Here is a 22,926-nt window from a genome sequence, read left to right on the forward strand (position 1 = left end):
TGGTAGGTCCGGGCGCCCTCATGCTGTGACACGTAAAACTTCCGCGTCAACGCCTGGGACACAAGGTTCTTGCCGCGCCCGGGAGTTCGTGCCGGGCGTGGCCTCGGCGGACGGCCGCCCGGCACGGCCCCTCAGACCAGGGCGGGTGTCTCCAGGGTGAGCGTGCCGCGGTCCGCGTCCAGGGTCGCGGGCACCCCGAGCGGCATCGTCAGGCTGGTGTCGCAGTGGCCGAAGCCGAGCTCTTCGACGACGGGCACACCGAGCCGGGCCAGGCGTTCGCCCAGCACCGGCCGCACCCTCTCCTCGTACGGGCCGCAGTCCTTCCAGGAGCCGAGGGCGACGCCGGTGACGCCGTCCAGCCAACCGGAGCGCAGGAGTTGGGTCAGGGCGCGGTCCAGGCGGTAGTCCTCCTCGCCGATGTCTTCGAGCAGCAGCAGTCCGCCGGCGGCGGATCGGCGGGCGTGCGGGGTGGCGAGGTCCGCGGTGAGCAGCGACAGACAGCCGCCGAGGGTGACGCCGGTGGCCCGGCCGGGCACCAGGGGCCGGGCGCCGGGCAGTCCGAGGGTCATCGCCGCCTCGGGCTCGAACAGGGTGGTGCGCAGGGACTCCTGGGTGGCGGCGTCGGTGAGGAAGGTGGCCGCGGAGACCATCGGGCCGTACAGGGTGGACAGGCCGAGGCGGACGGCGAACGCCTCGTGCAGGGCGGTCACATCGCTGTAGCCGACGAGCACCTTGGGCCCGGCCGCACGCAGCGCGTTCCAGTCCAGGAGGTCGACCATGCGCTGAGCTCCGTAACCGCCCCGGGCGCACATCACGGCGTCGACGGTGGGGTCGCACCAGGCTTCCTGAAAGTCACGGGCCCGCTTCTCGTCCTCGCCCGCGAGATATCTGAACTGCGGGTGGCGATCGGTGACTTGGGCGGTAGCGAGCGGTTCGAGCCCCCAGTCGCGCAGGATGCCGAGCCCGTCGCGCAGCCGTTCCTCGACGACGGGCCCGCTGGGGGCGACCACGGCGATCCTGGCGCCGGGCCGTAGCCGGGGCGGGCGGGTGAGGGCGGCGGCGCTCACGGGGTGAGCTCCAGCCGGGGGATGTCGTCGCGGTCGATGGCGAACACCTGGGCGTACAGGGAGAGTTCGGCCTCCAGGGCGCGGATCACCGTCTGCGCGCGGCGGAAGCCGTGGCCTTCGCCTTCGAAGGTGAGGTAGGCGTGCGGGATGCCGCGCCCGGCCATCTTCTCCAGGAACCGCTCGCACTGCACGGGTGGGCAGATCGCGTCGTCGAGCCCTTGGAGCAGCAGGAACGGCGCCGTGACGCGGTCGGTGTGCTGGGCGGGCGAGCGTTCGGTGTAACGGCCGGGCACGTCGGCGTGGGGGCCGACGAGGCTCTCCAGGTAGCGCGATTCGAAGTCGTGCGTGACGTCGAGCCAGCTGGTGAGGTCGAGGACGGGATAGCTGATGGAGCCGCAGGCGTAGACGTCGGTGGTGGCGAGGGAGGCGGCGGTGGTCCAGCCGCCGGCGCTGCCGCCGCGGATCGCCAGGCGGTGGGGGTCGGCGGTGCCCTCGTCGGCCAGGGCGCGCGCGACGGCGGCGCAGTCCTCCACGTCGACGACGCCCCACTGCTCCCGCAGCCGGTCGCGGTAGGCGCGCCCGTAGCCCGTGGAGCCGCCGTAGTCGACCTTGACGACGCCGATGCCGCGGGAGGTGAAGTAGGCGGTCTCCAAATCGAGGACGAGGGAGACATTGCTGGTGGGTCCGCCATGTGCCCAGACCACATAGGGCGGCAGCTCCCCGGCAGGGGCGCTGCGCGTGGGGTGGTGCGGCGGGTAGACATGGGCGTGGACGTCCCGGCCGCCGGGTCCGGCGAAGGTACGGATCAGCGGCTCGGGGTAGTGGGCCGGGTCCACCACGTCGGTGTGGTCGCAGCCGATGACACGGGCGCGGCCGGTGGCGGTGTCGAGTTCCACGAGTTCGCCGAAGGTGCGCGGGCTCGCGGCCACGCCCACGACGCGGCTGCCGTGGGCGGCGAGCGTCGCGCTCCACTGGGTCCAGGGGCCGGCGGCGTCGACGAGTTCACCGCTCTCGGGGTCGAGTATGCCGAGCGTGGTGGTGCCCACGCCGTGCACGACGGCGATCAGTCCGCTGTCCAGGGGCTGGAACCAGCGCCGCCCGACCTGCCACAGCGGCCCCGCGAACTCCTCCGCGCGGGGACACACCGCGACCGCGGCGCCGTCGGGTTCCGCCCGGTACAGGTTCCACCAGCCGCTGCGGTCGGAGGCGAACAGGAGACGGCCGTCGGCGGCCCAGTCGGCCTGCGCGATGGACTCCTCGGGGCCGCCGGCGAGCGTGCGGGCACCGCGCAGCTCGCCGTTCCCGTCGACCTCCGCCACGATCAGCTCGGTGCCGTCCCACGGCATCCGGGGGTGGTCCCAGCCGATCCAGGCGGCCTGTCGGCCGTCCCGGGAGAGCCGGGGTCCGGTGACGAAGCGGTGCCGTCCGTCGCTCAACTCCCTTACGGCGCCCCGGTGTTCGGCTGCCGACCCGTCCAGCGGCACGGCCGCGATCACCCGGCGCACGTCGGTGGGCGCCTCGCCGGTGAACTCCTCGAGCACGCACCACACTTCGCCCCGGTCGAGGTCGATGCGGGGATCCACCCAGCGCAGGCCCTCGCCGACCGTCGAGAGCGGGGTGAGCGGCCTCGGCGCGGCGGCCGTGTCCGGCTCGTAGGCGTACAGCCGCTGGTCGGCGAAGTGCGTGAAGACGACGAGCGGGCCGCCGGTGGGCCGGTCCGCGCCGTCCCAGGGGCGGCCGCCGTACTCCATGACCCGGCTGCGCGCGTTCCACGGCGGCGGCAGGACGTCCTCGTCCTCGCCGTCGGGGCGGCGGCGCACCAGGACCTGCCGACCGCCCTCGTCGGGGCGCGCCCTCGTCCACCACAACTCGGCGCCGACGACACCGACGTGGTCGGCGTGGCCGTCGTGGGCGGCGGCCAGGGCGGCGTCGATCGGCGACGGCCAGCTTCCGTAGGGCGCGGTGGGCACCATCGTGGCAACTCTTTCTCGGGGCTACGCGGAGCGCAGGTAGTGGTCCAGGACCCGGACGCCGAAGTGCAGCGCGTCCACGGGCACCCGTTCGTCGACGCCGTGGAACAGGGCCTGGTAGTCGAGGCCGGCCGGCAGGCGCAGCGGCGCGAAGCCGTAGCCGGTGATGCCGAGTCGGGTGAACTGTTTGGCGTCGGTGCCGCCCGACATGCAGTACGGCACCACATGGCCTTCCGGCGCGAACCGTTCGAGGGCGGCCTTCAGCTTCTGGAACGTCGGCGAGTCGACCGGCGCCTCCAGTGCCACACCCCCGTGGTAGTAGTCCCAGTCGACCTCGGGCCCGGTCAACTCGTCCAGGGTGGCGTGGAATTCGGCCTCGGCGCCGGGCAGGATGCGCCCGTCGACGTACGCGGTCGCGCTGCCCGGGATGACGTTGACCTTGTAACCGGCGCTCAGCATCGTCGGGTTGGCGCTGTTGCGGATGACCGGCGCGACCAGGGCGGCGGCCGGGCCGAGCTTGCCGAGCAGTTCGTCGGCATCGAAGTCGGCTGCGTCCGGGTGTGCGTCGATGCCGTGCAGCGCGGCCAGTTCGATGATGCTCGCGCGGACCGTCGGGGTCATCCTGACCGGCCACTCGTGGGCGCCGATGCGGGTGACGGCGGCGGCGAGCCGGCTGACCGCGTTGTCCCGGTTCACCTTGGAGCCGTGCCCCGCGCGGCCCCGCGCGGTGAGCCGCAGCCAGGCCGTGCCGCGCTCCCCCGCCCCGATCGGGTAGATCTCCATGCCCTGGCCGGCGTGGAAGGTGACACCCCCCGACTCGCTGATGCCCTCGGTGCACCCCTCGAACAGCTCGGGGTGGTGATCGGTGAGGAACCCGGCGCCGTCGACGGCGCTGTCCTCCTCGTCGGCCGTGAAGGCGAGGACGATGTCGCGCCGGGGCCGCACCCCGTGCCGCGCCCAGGACCGTACGACCGCCAGGACCATGGCGTCCATGTTCTTCATGTCGACCGCGCCCCGGCCCCAGACCACGCCGTCGCGGACCTCCCCCGAGAAGGGGTGCACGCTCCAGTCGGCGGCCTCGGCGGGCACCACGTCCAGGTGCCCGTGCACGAGGAGGGCGTCGGCCGACGGGTCGGTGCCCTCGATCCGGGCGACCACGTTGGTACGCCCCTCGGTGCGTTCCAGCATGCGGGGTTCGAGGCCCGCTCCGGCCAAGCGCTCGGCGACGTATTCGGCGGCCGGGCGCTCCCGGCAGTCGCCGCCGCCCCGGTTGCTGGTGTCGATCCTGATCAGCCCGGAGGTGAAGGCCACCACCTCGTCGAGCGCCACCTGATCGGCCGTCTCCACCTCAGCCATACTGCTCCTCCACCGCGGACGAGACGATCGTCGTAACCGCCTTGAAGGTGCGGATTCCCTCATACATCGTCAAACTCGTGTACGAGACGCGCCGTTCACCCGTACGCCCCACGCCGGGCACCACGGTGGCCGCGTCGGCCAGGTGCTCGGCGTCGAACTCGATCTCCACGGTGAACGGCCCGCCGTCCACGGGCTCGGTCCTGCGCGCGAGTGCGGCGGCCTCCTTGGCCGCGGCCCGGATGTCACCGGCGGTACGGGCCGGGGTGCGGCACACCGCGGCGTACCGCGAGACATGGTCCTTGACGGCGACCTTGCGGGCCGCGGGCGCATAGCCCTCCGCGTCGACGCAGGTGAGGTCGTCGCCGGTCACCAGGACCACGGGCACCCCGTACTCGGCGACGACATGCGCGTTGAGCAGGCCCTCGCTCGCGCGGGCGCCGTTGAGCCAGACCCCGGTGATGGAGTTGGCGAGATAGGTGTGGGCGAGCACACCGGCCGTGCCGGCGCCCGTGTGGTAGCCGACGAACGCGATGCCGTCGACGTCGCCGTGCTGGATCCCCTCCACCATGGAAAGCGACTTGTGCTTGCCGGTGAGCATCTGGGCCCGCTCGTCCAGTCTCTCCAGAAGCAGGTTCCGCATGGACCAGTGCGCCTCGTTGATGAGCACGTCGTCCGCGCCCCCGTCGAAGAATCCGAGCACCGCCGCGTTCACGTCCGAGGTGAACATGGCCCGGCAGCGCTCCCACTGAGGCGTCCCCGGAAGCACGTCGGCCGGCCAGGTGACTCCGGTGGCGCCTTCCATGTCGGCACTGATGAGGATCTTCATGCCGCCCCACCGTACCTGCCGAGGAATACCCGGGCCAGGGCCCGCACGGACACCACAGGTCCACACCTGTGACGGGGATGGGCGGCCCCGGTGAAGTGGCCGCCCCCGGTCCGGGGCGGGCGCGTTCGCCCCACTCACCCGCCGTGTGAAGACGGCCCGGTGTGCGGCGGCCGACCGGGCGCGCCACTCTGGAGACATGGCCAAGCCGAAGGTACGGGCCGGTCATCCGGCCCCACGACGCGGCCCGGTGCGGACCGGGGCCCGCCGCGCGGGCTGGGCGGCACGGTGCGCACGCCGCATCTGGGCGGCGGGGCGGCTGACGGGCCGCTGGGAGGAGCGCCCGCGTCGCATGTGGTGGGGCTGCCGCCCTTGGTAGAGGGTGGAGTCTGGAGCGGTGGGGGCTTCGGCGGTCCGACGGAAAGGGTCGTTTGCCCGGAGGGCGGGTGCTTACCCCGAGGGTGCGGGTGCTTACCCGGGGTGCGGGCGTTTACCCGGGGTGGGGTGGGCGCTTTGCCCGGGGTGGGGGCGTTTGCCGCGAGGGTGCGGGCGCTTGCCCGGAGGTACGGGCGTTAGTCCGGGGGTATGGGCGCTTACCCCGAGGGTGCAGGACGCTTGCCCCGGCTGCGGATGCGTACGCTGCGCGGCGTGCCTCAGCGGCCTGCGGCCGGGACTGCCTGGAGTTGTTCCAGGCGTCGCTGTACCGCCTCCAGCGCGCCGCGCTGCCGGCCCGGGACCTGGCGGCGCAGGGTGACCAGGGCCGGGGCGAGGAAGCGGGCGCGGTCCGCGTCGCGGAGTTGCTCCCACTGGTGGTGCGCCCGGTCCACCGCCCCCTGGACGTCGGGGTCGTCGGTGGTCTGGCGGCGGGCGAGCCGGGCCTGGGCCGAGGCCATCCACAACTCGCAGGAACGGGCCGGTTCCCCGGCCAGACGGGCCAGGTCGGCGCGGACCTCCAACCAGTGGACCGCCTCCAGCGATCCGGGCCCGTACGCGCGCATCGCCTCGCTCTCCCACACCGCCGCCATCGACGCCGCCTCGCCGTGCCGTCCCGCGTGGGCGGCGGCGAGGATCGCCGGATGGGGGTCGTCGCCCTGTGGCGGGCCGGCGGGCGCGGGCGCCGTAACGGTGGGCGCGGGCCGCCCGTCGAGGGCCAGAACGAACGCGTCGGTGGCGGGGCCGGCCTGCTCGGCGGCGTAGGCGTGCAGCTCGGGGAGCGTCGGCCGGGCCCCGCCGCGCCACACCTCGGCGTATGTCTTCAGATAGGTGGGGGTCGCGATCGCCCGGCGCGGCGCGGGAGCGGCGACCCGCCCGTAGAGGCGGACGCCAAGACCGGCGGCGAGGCCCTCCTGACCGATGTGCTGCCAGGCCGTCGGATCGGCGACCAGGTCCACGAGCACCGTGGTCGTGCCGGGCGCCCGCACCTGGAACTCGTGGACCAGCCAGGCCCACGGCAGGGCCGTGTAGCGCAGGCTCGCCCGCGTCGTGCGGGCGAGCGCGAGGTGGAGCTGCCCCTGCCTGGTGTCCACGTGCAGTTGGCCCGCCAGATACAGGTACAGCGGGCCGGGCGCGGTGGCCACGGCGCGGAGCCGGGTCAGCACGGTCTGCGGGTCCACCGGGTCGGCGAGTTCCACGACGGTGGCCGCGGGGGTGCCGGTGAGCACGCCCGGGTCCACCGCGGCCAGGCCCGGAAGCACCGACGCGGCGTCGATGAGACGGCCCTTGTTCGCCGGGGCGGCCGCCAGTAGCAGCGCCGTCCCCGGTTCTTGCCCCTTGATCAGCACAGCAGCACCGTATCCGGTCGACCCCCCGCGCCGCCCCATCCGTGCCTCAACTCCCGCCCGGACCAAGGAGATTCCCGTCCAGGTCGGCCATGACGGGCAGTTGGGGCAATTCCCCTCCAGGGGAGGCCGAGGAATCAAGGAGCGCCCGGCGCGCCGGAGACACGGTTACGGTGATGATCACGCCCAGCGGCGTCGAGCCCCGCGACCCGAGGATCTTTCCCATGTCGATCAGCAGCACCGTCCGGACCGTCGCCTACACCACGGGTGGGGCGGCGCCCCAACTCCTCGACGTGTACCGGCCGCAGAGCACTCCCGCGCCTTCCCGGGCCGTACTCCTGTGGCACGGCATGGGCCCCGACATGCGGTCCGAGGTCGCCCCGCTCGCCGAGGAGACCGCCGCGCACGGGCTGACCGTGTTCGTGCCGGACTGGCGCTCCGACGCCCCCGACGGCGGCCGTGCGCATCTGACCGCTTCCCTGCGGTACGTGCGGGAGAACGCGGCCGGGTTCGGCGCGGACCCCGAGCGGCTCGTCGTGGCGGGCTGGTCGGCGGGGGCGGGGGCGGCGATCGGGACGGCGTTGCGGCCGGACCTCATGGACGGCTGGCTCCCGAAGGCCGTGGTCGGCATCGCGGGCCTCTACTGGCGCCCGGCGCGCAGCACGGGATCCGTCCCGCTGGAGGATCTGGGCGGGTTCGACGGGCGCCGGGTGCCCGTGACCCTGATCCACGGCACGGCGGACACCGAGGTGGAGTGCCGCCACTCCCGCGACTTCCTCGCCGCGCTGGACGAGCGGGAGTGGCCCGCGCGCCTGCACGAGACGGAGACGGACCACGCGGGCGTCATCATGACCTCGTACGACGCCGGCCTCGGCCACTGCGTCCCCACCACCGACGCCGACGCCCTGCGGGCCGGGCGCGCGACCGCCCGCCTGATCGCGGAGGCGGCGTCGGCCTGAGCGCGGGGGGGTACGGGTGCCCGCCCGAGCGGCGGGCGCGGGCGCACGGCGAGGCCCCGGTTGTCCCGGCGGCGGGGACCACAGGCGTCCGTCCCGGCGGCGGGGACCACGGGTATCCGCCCCGTCGACGGGAAGCCCAGGTATCCACCCCGGCGACGCGGACCACAGGCGTCCACCCCGACGCCGGGAACCACGGGTATCCCCCCCCGACGCCGGAAAGCCCAGGCGTCCACCCCGGCGATGGGGATCGCGGGTATCCGCCCCGGCGACGGGAAGCCCAGGTATCCACCCCGGCGACGCCGACCACGGGCGTCCACCCTGACGCCGGGAAGCACGGGTCTCCGTCCCGGCGACGGGAACCACAGGCCTCCGTCCCGGCGCCGGGAAGCCCAGGCATCCGCCCCGACGCCGGAAGGCACAGGCCTCCGCCCCGACGCCGGGCGCCCTCGCGTGGCTGGGGTCGGCGTGGGCGCCCATGCTGGAAGCGTGATCACCGTCCTGCTGGTAGCCACCGACGAGGAAGCCGTGGTGTTGCGTGAGCACATCCACCGCAACCCGCACTTCCGCGTCATCTCCCACACCCCGAGCCCCCGGCTCGCGCTGGCCCAGGCACACGTCCTGCTGCCCGACGTCGCCGTCCTGGACCCGAGCATGAACGGCGACAGCGATCCGGCCGTGCTGTTCACCGGGCTGCGCGCGCTCGCACCGCCCAGCGGTGTCATCCTGCGGACGACTCCGGCCACCGCGGACTTCCCCGAGCTGGGCGACGTCCTGGAGGAGGGCGCCGTGCACCGGGCGCCCCGGGACGACGAGAACTCCCTCATGGAGGCGCTGATCACCATCGGGCGGCGCCGGGAGAGCTGCGACCCCGACCGCTGACCCGGCGCCGACGCCCGCCCCGCGCCCGTCCGACATGCGAGCGGGGGTGGGGCGCGGGATACTGATGAGGTCTATGTGCCGGTATGCCGAAATACCTGAGAGCGAGGGTTTTCGTGACGCCGTCACCGAACAGCGCGCACCCCGTGGCCCCGGACGTTCCGCCTCCCGTGGCCGAGTCGAGTGCGGCCATGTGCGGGGCGCCGTGCTGGGTGAGCCTGATGGCCCGCGACCTGGGCGCCGCGCTCGACTTCTACGGCGCGGTGATGGGCTGGACGTTCCGGCCCGGTTCGCTCGGCGAGGAGTTCCGGGTGGCCCTCGCGGACGGGGTGCCGGTGGCCGGGATCGGCGCCCTCGCCCCCTCCCTCCAGGTCGCGGTCGCCTGGACCCCGTACTTCGCGGTCGAGGACGCCGACATCACCGCGGCCCGCATCCGCGAACGCGGGGCCACGGTGGCGGTGGGGCCGGTCGCCCTGCAAAAGGGGCGCGGCGCGCTGGCCGCCGACCGCGACGGCGCCGTCTTCGGCATCTGGCAGGGCCCGCTCGTCACGAACTGGGAGGCGTGGCGGGACCGGGCACCGGCCTGGACCCGGCTGCACACCCGGGACGCCTTCGACGCGGCCATCTTCTACGGCGAGGTGCTGGACTGGGCCAGCCGCCGCCCCGGTTGCTGCGAGGTCCGCTACGAACACGAGGAAGTGCTCCTGAGTCACTGCGGGCACATCGTCGCGCGGCTCGCATCGGGCGCCGTGGAAGCGGCCCCCGACCCCGGTCTGCGCCCTTACTGGCACACCCACTTCGCCGTCAAGGACCCGCGCAGCCACATCGAGAAGGCCCGCGCCCACGGAGCAACCGTCCTCGCCGAGGGCACCGCGTCCAGCGGTCCCTGGGTCCGTCTCAGCGACCCCGACGGCGCCACCTTCACCCTCAGCGCCGACGGCTAACCCGCTCGGCGCTCAGCGCCGACGGCTGGCCCGCTCGGCACCAACGGCCGGCCCGGCGGCCCGCGGACTCAGTGCGCCCCGGCGCCGTCGCTTGCGGGCCGGGCCAGGACCAGCCACCTGGACGGCAGCTCGATGCGGCGGCCGTCGGGGGTGTACTCGGTGGTGACGAGCGGGAGTTCACCCTCGGCGACCACCCTCAGACCGGCCTCCGTGAAGTGTCGCACCAGCGCCGCGTCGGACACCTCGCCCGGCGCGATGCCGTGCGCGAAGACCGGCCGCAGCTTCGGCGGAGGGCCCTGCGGACTCTGGGCCAGGCCCATCAGGACCGGCTTCGCGGCCTCGGCGAGCTCCACCACGAAGGCCCTGCCGTCCCGGCCGAGCAGCGTGGCGACGGCGTCGGCCAGCGGTTGGCGATCGGCGGGCTCGCACTGGTGCAGTACGCCCCGTACGTACACGTTGGCGTCGCCGAGCCGGTCGTGCAGTGCCTGGACGGCCTTGGGGTCGGTGGCGTCCAACTGCTCGAACCGGGCCTCCCCGTCCGGGTCCTGGCTGCGGGCGTGCTCAACGGCGGCGAGGGACAGATCGACTCCGGTCACCCGCGCGTAGCGGGCCGCGAGATAGCGGGTCTGGGTGCCGTTGCCACAGCCGAGGTCGACCAGCGGAAGGTCGGGGTGGTCGATGCGGGCCGCGAAGTGGGCCAGGTGGCGGGCGGCGGTGAGGGCCGGCTCCGCGTCCCACAGGACCGCGCCGGCCTCGTCCGGAGCCTCCCGCCAGAACCCCTCCCAGGCGTCCAGGTACTTGCTCGTCACGCTCATGACCGTCTCCCCGGGCAGCATGCACAGTGTCAAGATCGGTTTACCGCGAGGTGCGTACGCCGGACAAGCACCCGGCGCATACCTTCACCGACCGTTCGACCGGCGGGAGTTGAGGGCGTCGCGGAGTGAACGCCGCACGCCGCGGGTCGGCTCGCGAGGGCACGGGCGCGAGGCGCAGCCGTGGTCGCGGGGCGCGAGGCGCGGGCGCGGTCGCGGTCGCGAGGTGCGACCGTCGCGAGGCCCGGGCGGGGCCGGGGTTCGAGGCCGGTGCCCGGGGCTGGGGCTCAGCGTCCTCGGCGGGCCGTGCGCGGGAGGGCCACGTCGAACCAGACGGTCTTGCCGTTGCCGGTGCGGCTGGTGCCCCACTCCCGGGCGAGCGCGGTGACCACGCGCAGACCCCGGCCCGCCTCGTCGTCCGGGCCCGCGCTCAGCAGCGTCGGCAGGGTGTGGTCGTCGTCGACCACCTCGCACAGGAGCGCCTCGGTCCGTACGAGCCGCAGCTCGACCTGATGTCCGTGCGCATGCCGGATGCCATTGGTGACGACCTCGCTGACCAGCAACTCCACCGTCTCGGCCACCGATGCGAGGCCCCACCGGGCGAGCTGTTCGCCGACCAGCCGACGGGCCCGGCCGACCTCGGCCGCATCGACCGCGAGCCGCCACTGGGCGACGTCCTCGCGGGCGATGCCGTTGAGCCGCGCCATGAGCAGGGCGACGTCGTCCTTGCGCCCGCCCCGGGTGTTGAGGGCTCGGATGATCGTGTCGCAGGCGTCGTCCATGGAGGCCGCCGGGTGCGCCGCCGACTCGCAGAGCGTGGCGAGGCCGACGCCTATGTCCTGACCGCGCACCTCGACGAGCCCGTCGGTGCACATGACGAGCCGGTCCCCGGGCTCGACCTTGATACGGGCCGTCTCGAAGGGCACTCCCCCCACGCCGATCGGCGCGCCCGTGGGCAGTTCCAGGAGCTCGCTGCGGCCGTCCGCGGACCGTACGATCACCGGCGGCACATGGCCCGCGTTGGCCATGAGGAGTTCGCCCCCGATGGGGTCGTACACGGCGTACAGACAGGTGGCCAGGTAGTGCTCGCCCAGGCGCTGAGCCAAGTCGTCGAGGTTGCGCAGGAGTTGGTGGGGCGGCAGGTCCAGCGCGGCCATGGTCTGTACGGCGGTGCGCAACTGGCCCATCATGGCGGCCGAGTTGAGGCCGTGGCCCATCACGTCGCCGACCACCAGGGCGGTGCGTGAACCGGGCAGTTTGATCGAGTCGAACCAGTCTCCGCCGACCCGGCCGAGCAGCGTGCCGGGCAGATAGCGGGTGGCCGTGTCGCAGCCCGCCATGCGTGGGGCGACCTGCGGCAGCATCGAGTCCTGGAGGGTCTCGGCGACGCTCTCCTGGTAGGTGTACATCCGGGCGTTGTCGAGGACGAGCCCGGCGCGCGCGGCCAGTTCGGCGCCGGTGACGCGGTCCATGTCGTTGAACTCGGCCCGCTCGGCGTGCCGCAGCAGGATCATGAATCCGAGCACCACGTTGCGCGCCTTGAGCGGGACCACCAGCATGGAGCGGCCGTTGATGAGCGGCCGGATGTCGCGCTTGTCGAACTGCGAGGCGATGGCGGTGCCCAGCTGCTCGCTGATCCTCGGTACGAGCACGGGCTCGCCGGACGTCATGCACTGGAAGAACGGGGTGTGCGCGGGGAACGGCATCGACTCGCCGACCGGCACCACATCGTCCCAGCGGCCCGGTTCGTCGACGTGTTCCAGGGCGACCCGGTGCCACAGGGTGCGGGCATCGGGCGGCCCTTCGGGGAAGCCCTCGCCCGCGATGACCTGTTCGCGCAGATAGGTGCCCGCGACATCGGTGAAGCGGGGGACGACGGCGGCGCTGACCTCCTGGATGGTGCGGGACAGGTCGAGCGAGGAGCCGATGCGGCCGCTGACCTCATTGAGGAATTCGAGCCGCTCGCGCACCGCCGCGTATTCGAGGTCGGCGGCGAACTCGGGGGCGGGCGGCTGGGCCCGTGACACCGGCTCCATGGGGTGCCGACGCCGCCCGCGCCGGTGTTCGGCGCGCCGGGGCACACCCCAGTCCGGCGTGACGGGCACCCGGTCGTGCTGGCTGAACTCCAGGACGGGATAGCCGAGTTCGAGCACCTGGGCCACGATGCGCGAGCTCTCGCCGACGCTCATGCTGGGCAGGATCTCGGGCAGCCGCCGGGCGAGCTCGTCGGCGCCGGGGAAGTCGGTGTGCAGGGCGAAGCCGGGCGCTATCCGCTCGATGGAGCCGTCGTCGTCCTCGTCCTCCCGGTGGAGTTGGGCCGCGTTGGCCGCGAGGACAAGGAGCCGCTCGGGCCCGGGTCCGACCAGCGGATAGGCCCACCACAGCACGTCGCTGCGCTCGCGGCCGGGTTCGTTGAGGGTGGCCCGGCCGGCGCTGGGGTAGGCGGTGCGGCCGGTGAGCGGGCCGTCGAGGCCGGGGCCCAACTCGTCGAACACGTCGTAGTCGTCGAAGCCGCGCTCCAGCGCGCCGGAGACGGGCAGCAGATCGACGGCGGGTCGGCCGACCGCGTCCTCCCTGCCGGGACCGAACAGCCTGCGCGCACCGGATGACCAGTGCGACACCAGGCCGTCGCCGTCCACGACGATCACGGCGAGCGGGATCCGGCCGGCCACGGCAAGCTGGTGCGGCAGCTTCGGCGGAGTACCACTGTCCATGGGTGGGAGGCTCCTTCCCCGCCGCGAGAAACGGCGGCTGTACCTCCACCGTACGGGGTCCGCGGTGCCGCGCGGGAGCCAACCCGTGAATAGGCGTACGCCCCCGCGCACATGCCGGGCGCACTGACCAAAGGTCAGTCCTCGTGGCCCAACGCGGCCGAACCCGCGGGCGGTTGGGACACCCTTCGCCCGCGAGGTCGAGCTCTCCCGAAACGTCGTCCGCAACGTCAAGACCACCACGCGCCAGCCCAGGCATTTCGTCCGCTTATCGCGGCAGAGGCCCGCCGCCGCCCTGCTCCTGGGACAGGGCGTCGACGTCATCGTTACTTAGGGGGACTCCTCGGGCCCACCCACATCGCCCCTACGCCCTCGTGCGCTCCGCCTCCAGCACTACGCCATCGACACCCTCGGACCCGTCCGACACCTTCGCGGCCACGCCCATATCGGCGTCACCGCCACTGTCTGCGCCCACGCCCGACTCCACCTCCAACGCCAAGCCCTCGACGCCCTCGCCGCGGCTCTTGACCGCCCCTGACGCACCCCGTGCGCGCGACCGTTGCCGTCAATTACTGCCGTCGAACGCCACATCGTCCCCACCCAGCACAGCTCAATGAGGGCGACTCGGCAAAGGCATATAGCACTCGGCGGCACAGCGCTGCTAACGGTCAGCGGCGAGACGCTCAAGCACCTCCGCAGCAAGCGCTGCAGAAGTGCGGTCGAGATCTGCCATCGTGGCCGCGTCCAAACGTGTGGACACATGACTGCCCATCACGAACGCCACATCCACAGAGGCCACTCGCGCGAGCCACCTGAGCCACTCGCATACCATGCGCATTCGAAATTCTCTGAGAATCTCCACACGGTCCAGAGGGTCTGACTCTGCGGCCAGCTTGATCACCTTGAACGATGCGGCGAGGCGATTGTGCGGCATATCATGTGCCGAAAGAATCAGCGCGAGTTCATCAGATCTGCCGAGAGAGACATTCTCGGCTACTACGAACTGAGGCAACGGCAAACCATTCACGCTTGTCAGCGCTCGCCCGTCACATCCCGAATCGATGACTACATCGACGCGGGAAGCAACCCCGGGATCATCGACCGCGACCCTGATGCGATGCGCGCCAGGCGCTCCGATGTTCTGCACAAAACGAGACACGCCGAGGATGTCACCGACTTGAATGGCTCCGTCGTCGAGCATCAGGTCTCCCTCGAACAGGACACTGCATCCCGCCGGGCCGGCCCTGTTCCACAACCTGATGCGGACAAGACCCATCTGCGCACGTGCAGCTAGCTGGATGTGGCTTCTAGACGCCACCAGCGGCGCGCCGGCCAGCACCAGATCCTCCTCCGGCGGAACCGTCGCCCCAATACGGACCACGCGATGGTTCAAGTAGAACTCAGCACTACCAATGAGCATTTCTCCGCCAGTTACCCAGTTCAGCCGTAATGGGGCGCTCAGTCAACACCAACACTAACCGGGCGCCCTCTACCTAACCCCTACTACCCCGTATGCCCGGGCAATAGCTCCGCCAGCATCTGAGCTGCGCTCGGAATTCCCGGGAGCCCTTCAAACGTCGGATCATGATAGCCGTGATTACGCAGCATCCGCTGAGCTTTCGACACGGCAACCGCTTGCATATCACTGCATGTCTCACAGTGAGGGAACAGACTACGCGGAAGGCTAGTCGGTCCAATTCCAGTAGACGGCTGATGATCACCCGTCATCGTCGGACTGCTCCCACCGCAAGAGTGGCACGCTCTTCCCTGCATGGCCGCACTCTGCTCCGGGGTAACGATGGGACCGGTCGCAGGCACCGACTCATCGGCATGAGGACCGACACGAAGCGTGTCCGCCTCGGCCTGACTCAACGAAACATCACAATTGTGAACGAGTAACGGCGTAGCGCCCGCCAGCACATAGTACGTGTGGAGTTGGTTGACCGTCAGGTTGTGGGTGGTAACGGCGTACTGGAAGTTGCGGACCGTCTGGACGGTCAGGGACATCCCGTTCGGCCGGCGAAGTCGCTCACCGCGGTGGAGCTCACCGGCATCCACCCACTGATGGCGAGTCTCGCTCCAGTAGGGGTGGTGATGGGTGGAGGTGATCTTCGCCGGCGGGCCGCGGGGGTTCGCCTCGTCGGTGAGGGTGAGGTCGGTGAAGTCCTTGTCGTCGGGAGTGGTGATCGTGGCGGTAACCGTCTCCGGTCGGGTTTCGCCCGTCTGGGGGTCAGTGGCCATCACCTTGTCGCCGATATGGAGAGACTCCAGCGCCCTGGTGGTGCCGTCGGCCATCAGTACTCGCGTGCCGGTCGGGAAGCTGTTGCAGTTGGTTGGAGTGGACTCGCTCTCCCCGGCACCCTTGCTTTCCGCGTCATCCGCAGCCTTGGCGGACTTCGACTCCGTACTTGCCGCGTCGCTGGCTGTTTCCTTGGCAGCCTTTTCTTCGGCGGCTTTCGCTGCCGCCTTTTCCGCAGCCTTGGCTTCCGCTGCCGCCTTTTTCGCGCGACTCATCGCCTCGGCTGCCTTGGCAGCGGCACGTTCGCCGGCACGAATGGCGTCGTAGGCCTTGTCGAGCTCCTTGTAGATCTTGAAGGCCTTGATACCGACCTTGATGGCCTTGAAGATCTTGCCCCAGGGCACGGCGTTGAGTGCGGTGTTGACGCAAGCCATCACGTCGCCCTTGGTGAAACAGTCCCGCGCGTCGTTGAAACCGATCAGGTCACCGATCAGATTGATGACCTGGTTCTTGATGTCATCGCGTTTCTGCTTGGCCTTGGTGACCACCGTGTCGGCTTCGGCCAGGTCCTGCGCAGCACGCTTTTCCCCGTCACTCGGACCATTACCGGGATCGACAGTCAGCTTTATGCCCGCCTTGTCCGCGTAGTACTGATTGACCCCCTGACACTCCTTTGGCGTGTCACAGGCCGTGCGGAGCCCGTTGGCGTCAGTCCGGTTGACCGGGCTGTTGTTGGCATAGGCGTACGCGTTCCACTGCTGAGGATCGCCCGCATCCACTATGGGGTCCGGACTGATGAACCGGGCCGTCTTCGGGTCGTACTCGCGGGCTCCCAGGAGGGTCAGGCCCGTGGCCTTCTCCTTGGTGCCGCCGACGAAGCCCTTGTCGCCCGCCCAGGCTCCATCCGTCGGCTGGGTGCCGCGTTCATTGCCGAACGGGTCGGTGGGACGGCGGACTTGGGACAGGTCGTAGGCGTTCAGCTGGACGCCGTTCGTGCCGTGCGGATCGGCCGACTGGTAGGCGAGGGTCGACTTGCCGTCGGCGATCGTCCGGGTGACCGAGAGACCGCCCGGGGCCGCGTAGGTACGGACGTCGGTGACCTTGCCGCTGGCCGTGTCCAGGGTCAGCTGGTCGGGGCCCAGGCTGAGCGTGGTCTTGCCCGGGTCGCGGCGGATGAGCTGGTTGCCGCCGGTGTCGTAGAGGTAGCTCGTACCCGCGCTCTCACCAGTGCCGGTGATCTTGTCGAGCTTGCCCTGACCGTTCCAGGTCAAGGCTTTGGTGCCCGGAGTACTTGTGATGGATGTCGTATTGCCGCCCGCGTCGTACGAGTACGAAGTCACCTGCGTACCCGACGGACCGGTCTCCGTCGACGACATCAACGCGTGCGGACCGCCGGTCCCACCGCCCGTCTTCGGGTCGGAGGACGGGGTGTTGGGGCCGGCGCCGAAGGTCTGGTCGACCGTCACGTCCTTCGACGCGTCGCCGGTGACGTCCTTCTTCACCAGCTGCTTGCGGTTGCCGAGCTTGTCGTAGGTGTACTTCTGCCAGTACGGAGCCGGGCCTCCGACGCTGGGCTTGCCCTTGGCGTCCACCGCGGGACCATCGGTGTTGGCGCAGGTGCCGATGCCTCGGACGCTGGGTTGCGCGGCGGTGGTCTGGGTTCCGGTGTCGGTCCAGGCCTGGGTGAGGCGGCCGAGATAGTCGTGCGTGAAGCACTGGAGGTCGGAGGCCACCCCGTCCTGGGCGTCACGGACGGAGGTGACCTGGCCCAACGGGTTGTAGGTGTAGTCGCTGACGTCGACGCTGGCGTTGGGCGCCGTCTGCTTGTCGAGGGTGGAGCGGATGACCCGGCCCGTCGAGTTGTCGTAGTCCTGGGTGGAGACGATCTGCGCCCCGGTCGGGCCGACCGTGGTGCGGATGGCACGCCCATACGGGTCGTAGCGCAGGTCCACTACATAGGGCGTGACGGTGAGGCCCGTCTTGCCGACCAGCATCGTCATATTGCCACCGCTGTCGACGGCGTAGGTCAGGGTCTCAGCCGCCATGCCCGCCACCGGCGGCAGCTTGGTGGTCTGCAAATGCCCGAGCGCGTCATACGTGTTGCTGGTCTCGTAGGTGTTGGCGAGGCCCTTCTCGACGGCCGGAATAGTGATCTTGCTGCCGAGCGGGCGGTACCCGCCGTCGTATCCCGTCACCTGCGAGACGTAAGCGTCCCCTGCGGCTCCGCCGACGAAGCGGGTGCTGGAAGTCGGCTTGCCGAGCGCCAACGTGTCGTAGGTGAACGCGTCGACCTGCTTGGCCGGGTCGGTGGTTGTGCCCTCGTAGGTCGCGGTGGTCCGACCCAGCAAGTCGACGACGGTGGTCGCGCTCTTGCCCCGCGCGTCGGTTGCGGTGACGAGGTTCTTGGTGTCGTCATAGACGGTGGTCGCGGTGCCGGAGTCCGGGTCCGTGGACTTCACCACGCGACCGAGCAGGTCGTAGGTGAACGTCCACTGATTGCCGGCCGAGTCCTTGCGCCACAACTCCTTGCCCTGAGCGTTGTAACCGTAGGTCGTCTCGTCGTACGCGCCGGTGGGCGTATTGGACTGGTACTGGCGCAGCGCCACCGTCTGGCCGTTGCCGTCGGTGATGGAAGCGCTGGCATAGCCGCCCCTGGGCGGAGTGGAACGCGTCTCGTCCGCGCCCGGGTACGAGGTCTTCGAACGCCACTGCTCGATGCCGTAGGACTGGAAGACCGTGTCGGTGGTCCGCCCCAGGCCGTCGTAGACCTGAACGGTCTGCGCCGGGATCTTGCTGTCCGGATTGACGCCCCCATTGGGCAGGAACAACTGCCCTGCGGGTCCGGCCTCATTGTTGTAGTAGGCCGCACTGGTCTTGGTCTGCCAACCGTGCGAGTCGAACAGTGCGTCGGTGATGGTACGGCCGAAAGCACCCGAGGGAGGGATCGCCTGGGTCTGGCGAATGCGACCGAGGCCGTCATAGAGGGTGAAGGTGGAACTGTAGGTTGGCGCAGTGGACGTCAGGGCCTGACTCAGCACACTGGACGGCGCGTTGGTCCCGTTCATCGCGTACGAGAACTTGCGCGTGGGCGCGGCCTTCGCGCTGCGGTCGGCGCCGGGCTGCCACACGGCAACGACCCGGCCGAGCGCGTCGTAGTCCTGTTCGGCGACATGCCCGTTCTCATCGGTCTGCTTCAGCGGCAGAGCGCGGCCGATGTCGAGGGTGGTGCTCGATTTCCAGCCGAGCGGGTTGGTGTGGGTGATCTGGTTCGGAAGCGCACCGGTGGATGGGGAGTATTCGGTCCTGGTGGTCGCACCGTCGGGGTGGCCGGCGTCGGTGCGGGTCGGGTCGGTGGTGCTGATGACTCGGCCGTAGGCGTCGAAGGCTGCCACGGCGTTCTTGCGGTAGACCGGCTTGCCGTCGGCGCCGTAGCGTTCAAGGATGTCGGTTCCGGTCTGGTCCCCGGTCGCGCCTGATTCTCCGAGCGGCTTGTTGTCGAAGTAGGAGTGCGTGTCGGCCACGGTGTTGGCAGCCGTCGGCGTCTCGCCACAGGCTTCGGAGAGCGTGAGCGTGCGCGATGCCCGCGCGGTGACCGCGCCGCCCGGGCCGGCCGCGTAGGTGAAGGCCGTGCACAGTCGCTGTTCCGGGTGCGCGAGATCGCTCTTGTCGTCGACTTCGACGGGGCGGACGGCGAGCGTGTCGTCATAGGTGGAGGTGCGCTCGGCGGTACGCCAGTCGCCGCCGGCCAGCTTCGAGTAGGTGGTGACCTTGCTCGTGTTGACGGCCCGGGCGGTGATGTCGGGCATGCCGCCGGACTGCGCGCGGGTGGCAGTCACCGTGCCCAACCACGGCGTGGTGATCTCGCTGCCGATCAGGTCGCCGCCGTCGCGGTCATAGGTCTGCGTCTGACGGACGAAGCCGGACAGGACATTGTCGTCCGTGATGGTCTGGGTCTTGGCCGTGCCCCCTGGCGGTATCACGGTGACAGCGACGCTGCGCTTGGAGCCGTTGGCCAGGACGTCACCGTCCATGCCACGCAGGTAGGTGCTGACGGTCTTGGTGCGCGGGGCCTCGGTCAGGTTGCCGTTGCCGGTGCGAGTGGTGACCGTGGCATAACCGCGGAACTGGTCCCAGGTACGGGTCTTGGCGTCAGTGAGCTCGGAGTCGTTGCGGTGCCAGGCGATTCCGCCGCCGTACTCGTAGTCCGTCACCTTGGGGGTCGCGGTGGCGAAGGTGTCCTGCTCGGTGACGCTCTGGACGACGATCTTGTTGAACCAGTCGTCGACCGGATCGGGATAGGACTGTCCCGGGAGATACCACCTGACGGGCATGCACGCCATCGTGTTGCTGTCCGCGGCCGACGGCATCGCCTTTCGGGTGCGGGAGCATTCGGCCGGTCGGTAGATCACGTTGATCTTGCCGCCGGTCTCCGTCGTGATCGTCTGGATTCGGGGGCGCTTGTAGTCGGGGGCAGAGGCTTCGGTGCCGTCGGGACGGACCACGTTGCCGTCGACGCGGTTGGCGATCTCGACGGGAGTGAAGGAGACGGGCGGCAGCGGTACGGCAGTCTTGCCGTTGCTGCCGGTGCGCCGGATGGAGTCGAGCCACAGCGACGGGGAGGTGCCGTCGTTGGGGTCCTGGAACGACTGGGTCAGCGCGAAGGAGTCGACCGGTCGGTAAGAGGAGCCCTCGAGGACTTCGGTGTCGATCTGGGTCAGCTGCTTGGTCGTCCAGAACGTGGGTGACAGTGTCAGGCACTGACCGGACTTGTCGCAGCTCTGGTCTAGCGGACTGTCCGGCCAGTACGTCTTGTTGGCCTTGGTCCGCTGCGCGGGGTCACAAGTGACCGAACCCCCGGCCACACAACGCTCCTTGGTGCGGAACCACACCTGAGCGGCCGGTTTGCCCGTGCCCTTCTCCTTGATCTGGTCGGGCAGGCGCTGGCCGTAGCCGACCCAGGTCGGGTAACTGCCGCGCTGGTAGAGGGTGGGTGTCCCGTTGCCGTTGTTCTGGCCACCACCCTTGCCGTAGTAGTTGTCCTCCTGCGCGTACCGGTAGCTGATCAGGTTCTGGTGCGCATCGACGACGTAGTCGAGGTTCCACTGCCAGCCCATCTGCGACCAGGAGTTCTTGGCCGGGGACTCCGCGCCCAGGCACTTGTCGGCGTCACCGGGCCAGTAGACGGGGACGGTGGAAACGGAGTTGGCCGCCGGGTCACTGCCGTCGCCGCCCGGCAGATGATTGGCGCCGAAGTAGAACTGGGTGCCGTCCGTCGTGGTGACCTTGAAGCCCTCGCCCTTCCAGGCGCCGTTGGCCTGGCCGGTCAGCCGCTCGACCTTGGTGCCGTCCTCGCCCTGAAGGTGCCACTCGCACGACTTGTCGTCGCGCACGAGCTGGCCCGCGTGCCCGGCGAGCGACAGATTGAGCAGGTCACCGCCCCAGCACTCGTCACCCGAGTCCTTGACTCCGGCGTCGTCGCAGCTCTTGTACGTACGGGAAATGGAACCGGGTTGGTAGTCCCAGCCGTCGCCGATCCAGCTGGCCTGCGCGTTGGTGGAGGCCGTCTTGCCGTCGACGGAGGAGGAGTCGTAGCCGAGCGAGATGCTCGGGGCCGGCCCGGCGATCGCGGACGGGACCTCGACGGTGTAGCCGTAGGTGAAGTTGCCCGCGTTCGCGCCGGCCTGCCAGGAGGCCGAAGGATTGAGCGGAGAGGCTTTGTAGTCACCCGTCGAGCCGGACGGACCCGGCTCGACGGCCAACACCACGCTCTGAGGTGCGGAAAGCGATGTCGCCATGGGCGACTTGGTGGTGCCGCGCGCCATGCTGAACGGCACATCGACGTTGGCCGTCAGGCGTCCCGATGCGTCCCGGTGCGACGTCACGGGCGTGCGCTTTCTGCACCCGGGCGCCTGGGGCGATGCCAGCGCGCAGGCCGGCAGCTGCACGACTCGGGCGCGGTCCCCCCAGTTGGCACCCGCGGTCTTGGCCCAGGCCGAGATGTCCAGGGCCACCCGGACGTTGCCGGGAGCCGGACCGGAGCCGCTGTCCGTCAGCGAGACCAATGGGCCGCTCACGCCTGTAGCCACGGCCTTGCCCGCGTCCGCCACCTCCACCCGCAGCTTGGCGTCATCCGCCTTGGCGGGGGCGTCAGTTGCATTGCCGCGGGCCCGATTCGGGCTGTGTTCAGGAGCGATCCACACGGGAAGGCTGCCGACCTGAGCCGTCGGAGTCGTTTCACCACTGCGCCCGGCCGCGGGCGGGTCGGTCAGTGTCGCCGTCACCGCGCCGGACGGCATGTTCGTAGTACTCGGCGGCGTCCAGCCACTCACCGCGGCCGGCTTGTCCGCTCGGGGCTTGAGACTGCTCCCCTTGACGGGCTGCGTCTCGGGCAGGGACGTGTTCGGCGGCGTCCAGATCTTCGGCGGAGCCTCCTTCGCCTCGACAACGGGAAGCCCAAGCCCGGCGAACAGCACGGAGAGCGCGGCGACCACGGCAATGCGTGATCGCCCAGCGTTCGACCGCATGGCAAACCCACCCCGACGAGACAACTGGATCCCCCCACAGGACACAGAAAGCTGAGAGCGCCGGGCCGAACGCGGCCCGGGTGAGCCGGACCTTATGGAGCGTGCGTTCGATCCGTACAGCGATTCATGAGAATTCCCCTAAGTGATCCATGTCACGGAGGGTGTTTGAGTCACCACCTGGTGCGTCTCGGCCATGACGGTCGATATGTGGTTGACAGGTGCACGATGTGAGGGAAATGTGCGCATGCTTTCTGTCCGCTCACAGCTGTAAGCGAGGACCTCCACCTTGAGGCCATCAACACCCCTTGCACGGCTACCGAGGCCGGGCGCCTCGCGCAGCCGACGCTCCGTCAAAGCATGGTTCAGGCCCCTGGCGGGAGCTGCCGCGCTCTGCCTGGGCCTGGGCTTCCTGGCCGTACCAACGGCGGCGGCTGACAGTGGAGGCCACGATTTCGGCCCGGCCGACACTTCTTGGCCGGCCAGCCCGCCGAAGCCGCCTTCCGCTGACCAGAGAGCACTCGATGCCGCGCGGACACAAGCCAAGGACACGGGCAAGCCGACTCTGGTCGGCTTTTTGAACACGCCTGCTTCACAGACGGTGGCCAACCCTGACGGCACGCTCAGCACGGACACGTCCGCCGCCCCACAGCGCGTTCAGACAACCGACGGCACGTGGCAGAACATCGACACGACACTGCACGCCGTCGCCGACGGCACGGTGACACCTGCTGTGGTGCCGTCCAAAACGGTGTTCTCCGGTGGCGGCGACGGGGCGATGGCCACGATGACGACGAGCGATGGCAGGAAGCTCGCTCTCAAAGCACCCTTCACCCTGCCCAAGCCGGAACTGAACGGCGACAGCGCCCT

At 70.5% G+C, this 22,926-nt stretch carries 13 protein-coding genes; 3 read left to right on the forward strand and 10 right to left on the reverse strand.

Annotation, left to right across the window (positions count from 1 at the left end; all coding sequences use genetic code 11):
* Nucleotides 1–131: 131 nt before the first annotated feature.
* The 5 genes from DWB77_RS07940 to DWB77_RS07960 form a co-directional block, all read right to left on the reverse strand.
* Entirely contained in the window at nt 132–1,067 is a 936-nt protein-coding gene (locus tag DWB77_RS07940; RefSeq protein ID WP_120720571.1) for a S66 peptidase family protein, read from the reverse strand.
* The gene (locus DWB77_RS07945) at nt 1,064–3,040 is read right to left on the reverse strand and encodes a prolyl oligopeptidase family serine peptidase (RefSeq protein WP_120720572.1); all 1,977 of its coding nucleotides are present in this window, start codon (nt 3,038–3,040) and stop codon (nt 1,064–1,066) included. The genes DWB77_RS07940 and DWB77_RS07945 overlap by 4 nt, the downstream gene beginning before the upstream one ends.
* Nucleotides 3,041–3,061: 21 nt before the next feature.
* Nucleotides 3,062–4,393, reverse strand: coding sequence for a M20/M25/M40 family metallo-hydrolase (locus tag DWB77_RS07950; protein ID WP_120720573.1), 1,332 nt, complete (start codon nt 4,391–4,393; stop codon nt 3,062–3,064).
* Nucleotides 4,386–5,219: a M55 family metallopeptidase gene (locus DWB77_RS07955; RefSeq protein WP_120720574.1), complete on the reverse strand. Its 834-nt coding sequence runs from the start codon at nt 5,217–5,219 to the stop codon at nt 4,386–4,388. Before DWB77_RS07955 ends, DWB77_RS07950 begins: the two co-directional genes overlap by 8 nt.
* Nucleotides 5,220–5,869: 650 nt before the next feature.
* Nucleotides 5,870–6,997, reverse strand: a complete 1,128-nt coding sequence (locus tag DWB77_RS07960) for a hypothetical protein (protein WP_246033457.1) — start codon at nt 6,995–6,997, stop codon at nt 5,870–5,872.
* A 173-nt stretch (nt 6,998–7,170) separates the two neighbouring features.
* On the opposite strand from DWB77_RS07960, the gene DWB77_RS07965 reads away from it, so the two are divergent.
* The 3 genes from DWB77_RS07965 (at nt 7,171) to DWB77_RS07975 (ending at nt 9,773) form a co-directional block, all read left to right on the forward strand.
* Nucleotides 7,171–7,953, forward strand: coding sequence for an alpha/beta hydrolase (locus tag DWB77_RS07965; protein ID WP_246033458.1), 783 nt, complete (start codon nt 7,171–7,173; stop codon nt 7,951–7,953).
* Between the two features lie 486 nt (nt 7,954–8,439).
* Complete coding sequence (locus DWB77_RS07970; RefSeq protein ID WP_120720576.1) at nt 8,440–8,832, forward strand: response regulator transcription factor; 393 nt, start codon at nt 8,440–8,442, stop codon at nt 8,830–8,832.
* A gap of 188 nt (nt 8,833–9,020) precedes the next feature.
* Entirely contained in the window at nt 9,021–9,773 is a 753-nt protein-coding gene (locus tag DWB77_RS07975; protein WP_120720577.1) for a VOC family protein, read from the forward strand.
* 68 nt (nt 9,774–9,841) lie between these two features.
* Here the strand turns inward: DWB77_RS07975 and DWB77_RS07980 are convergent, their stop codons facing one another.
* The 5 genes from DWB77_RS07980 to DWB77_RS37655 all read right to left on the reverse strand — a co-directional run bounded on the left by DWB77_RS07980 (nt 9,842) and on the right by DWB77_RS37655 (nt 22,899).
* The gene (locus DWB77_RS07980) at nt 9,842–10,588 is read right to left on the reverse strand and encodes a class I SAM-dependent methyltransferase (protein WP_120727513.1); all 747 of its coding nucleotides are present in this window, start codon (nt 10,586–10,588) and stop codon (nt 9,842–9,844) included.
* Nucleotides 10,589–10,872: 284 nt separating this feature from the next.
* Nucleotides 10,873–13,299: a SpoIIE family protein phosphatase gene (locus DWB77_RS07985; protein ID WP_120720578.1), complete on the reverse strand. Its 2,427-nt coding sequence runs from the start codon at nt 13,297–13,299 to the stop codon at nt 10,873–10,875.
* 658 nt (nt 13,300–13,957) lie between these two features.
* Nucleotides 13,958–14,716 carry a hypothetical protein gene (locus DWB77_RS07990; protein WP_120720579.1) on the reverse strand — a complete coding sequence of 253 codons (759 nt, stop codon included), beginning with the start codon at nt 14,714–14,716 and terminating at the stop codon, nt 13,958–13,960.
* 83 nt (nt 14,717–14,799) lie between these two features.
* The gene (locus DWB77_RS07995) at nt 14,800–22,059 is read right to left on the reverse strand and encodes a polymorphic toxin-type HINT domain-containing protein (RefSeq protein WP_120720580.1); all 7,260 of its coding nucleotides are present in this window, start codon (nt 22,057–22,059) and stop codon (nt 14,800–14,802) included.
* A gap of 654 nt (nt 22,060–22,713) precedes the next feature.
* Complete coding sequence (locus DWB77_RS37655; RefSeq protein ID WP_162952469.1) at nt 22,714–22,899, reverse strand: hypothetical protein; 186 nt, start codon at nt 22,897–22,899, stop codon at nt 22,714–22,716.
* Nucleotides 22,900–22,926 lie beyond the last annotated feature (27 nt).

Source organism: Streptomyces hundungensis, assembly GCF_003627815.1.
Classification (GTDB): domain Bacteria; phylum Actinomycetota; class Actinomycetes; order Streptomycetales; family Streptomycetaceae; genus Streptomyces; species Streptomyces hundungensis_A.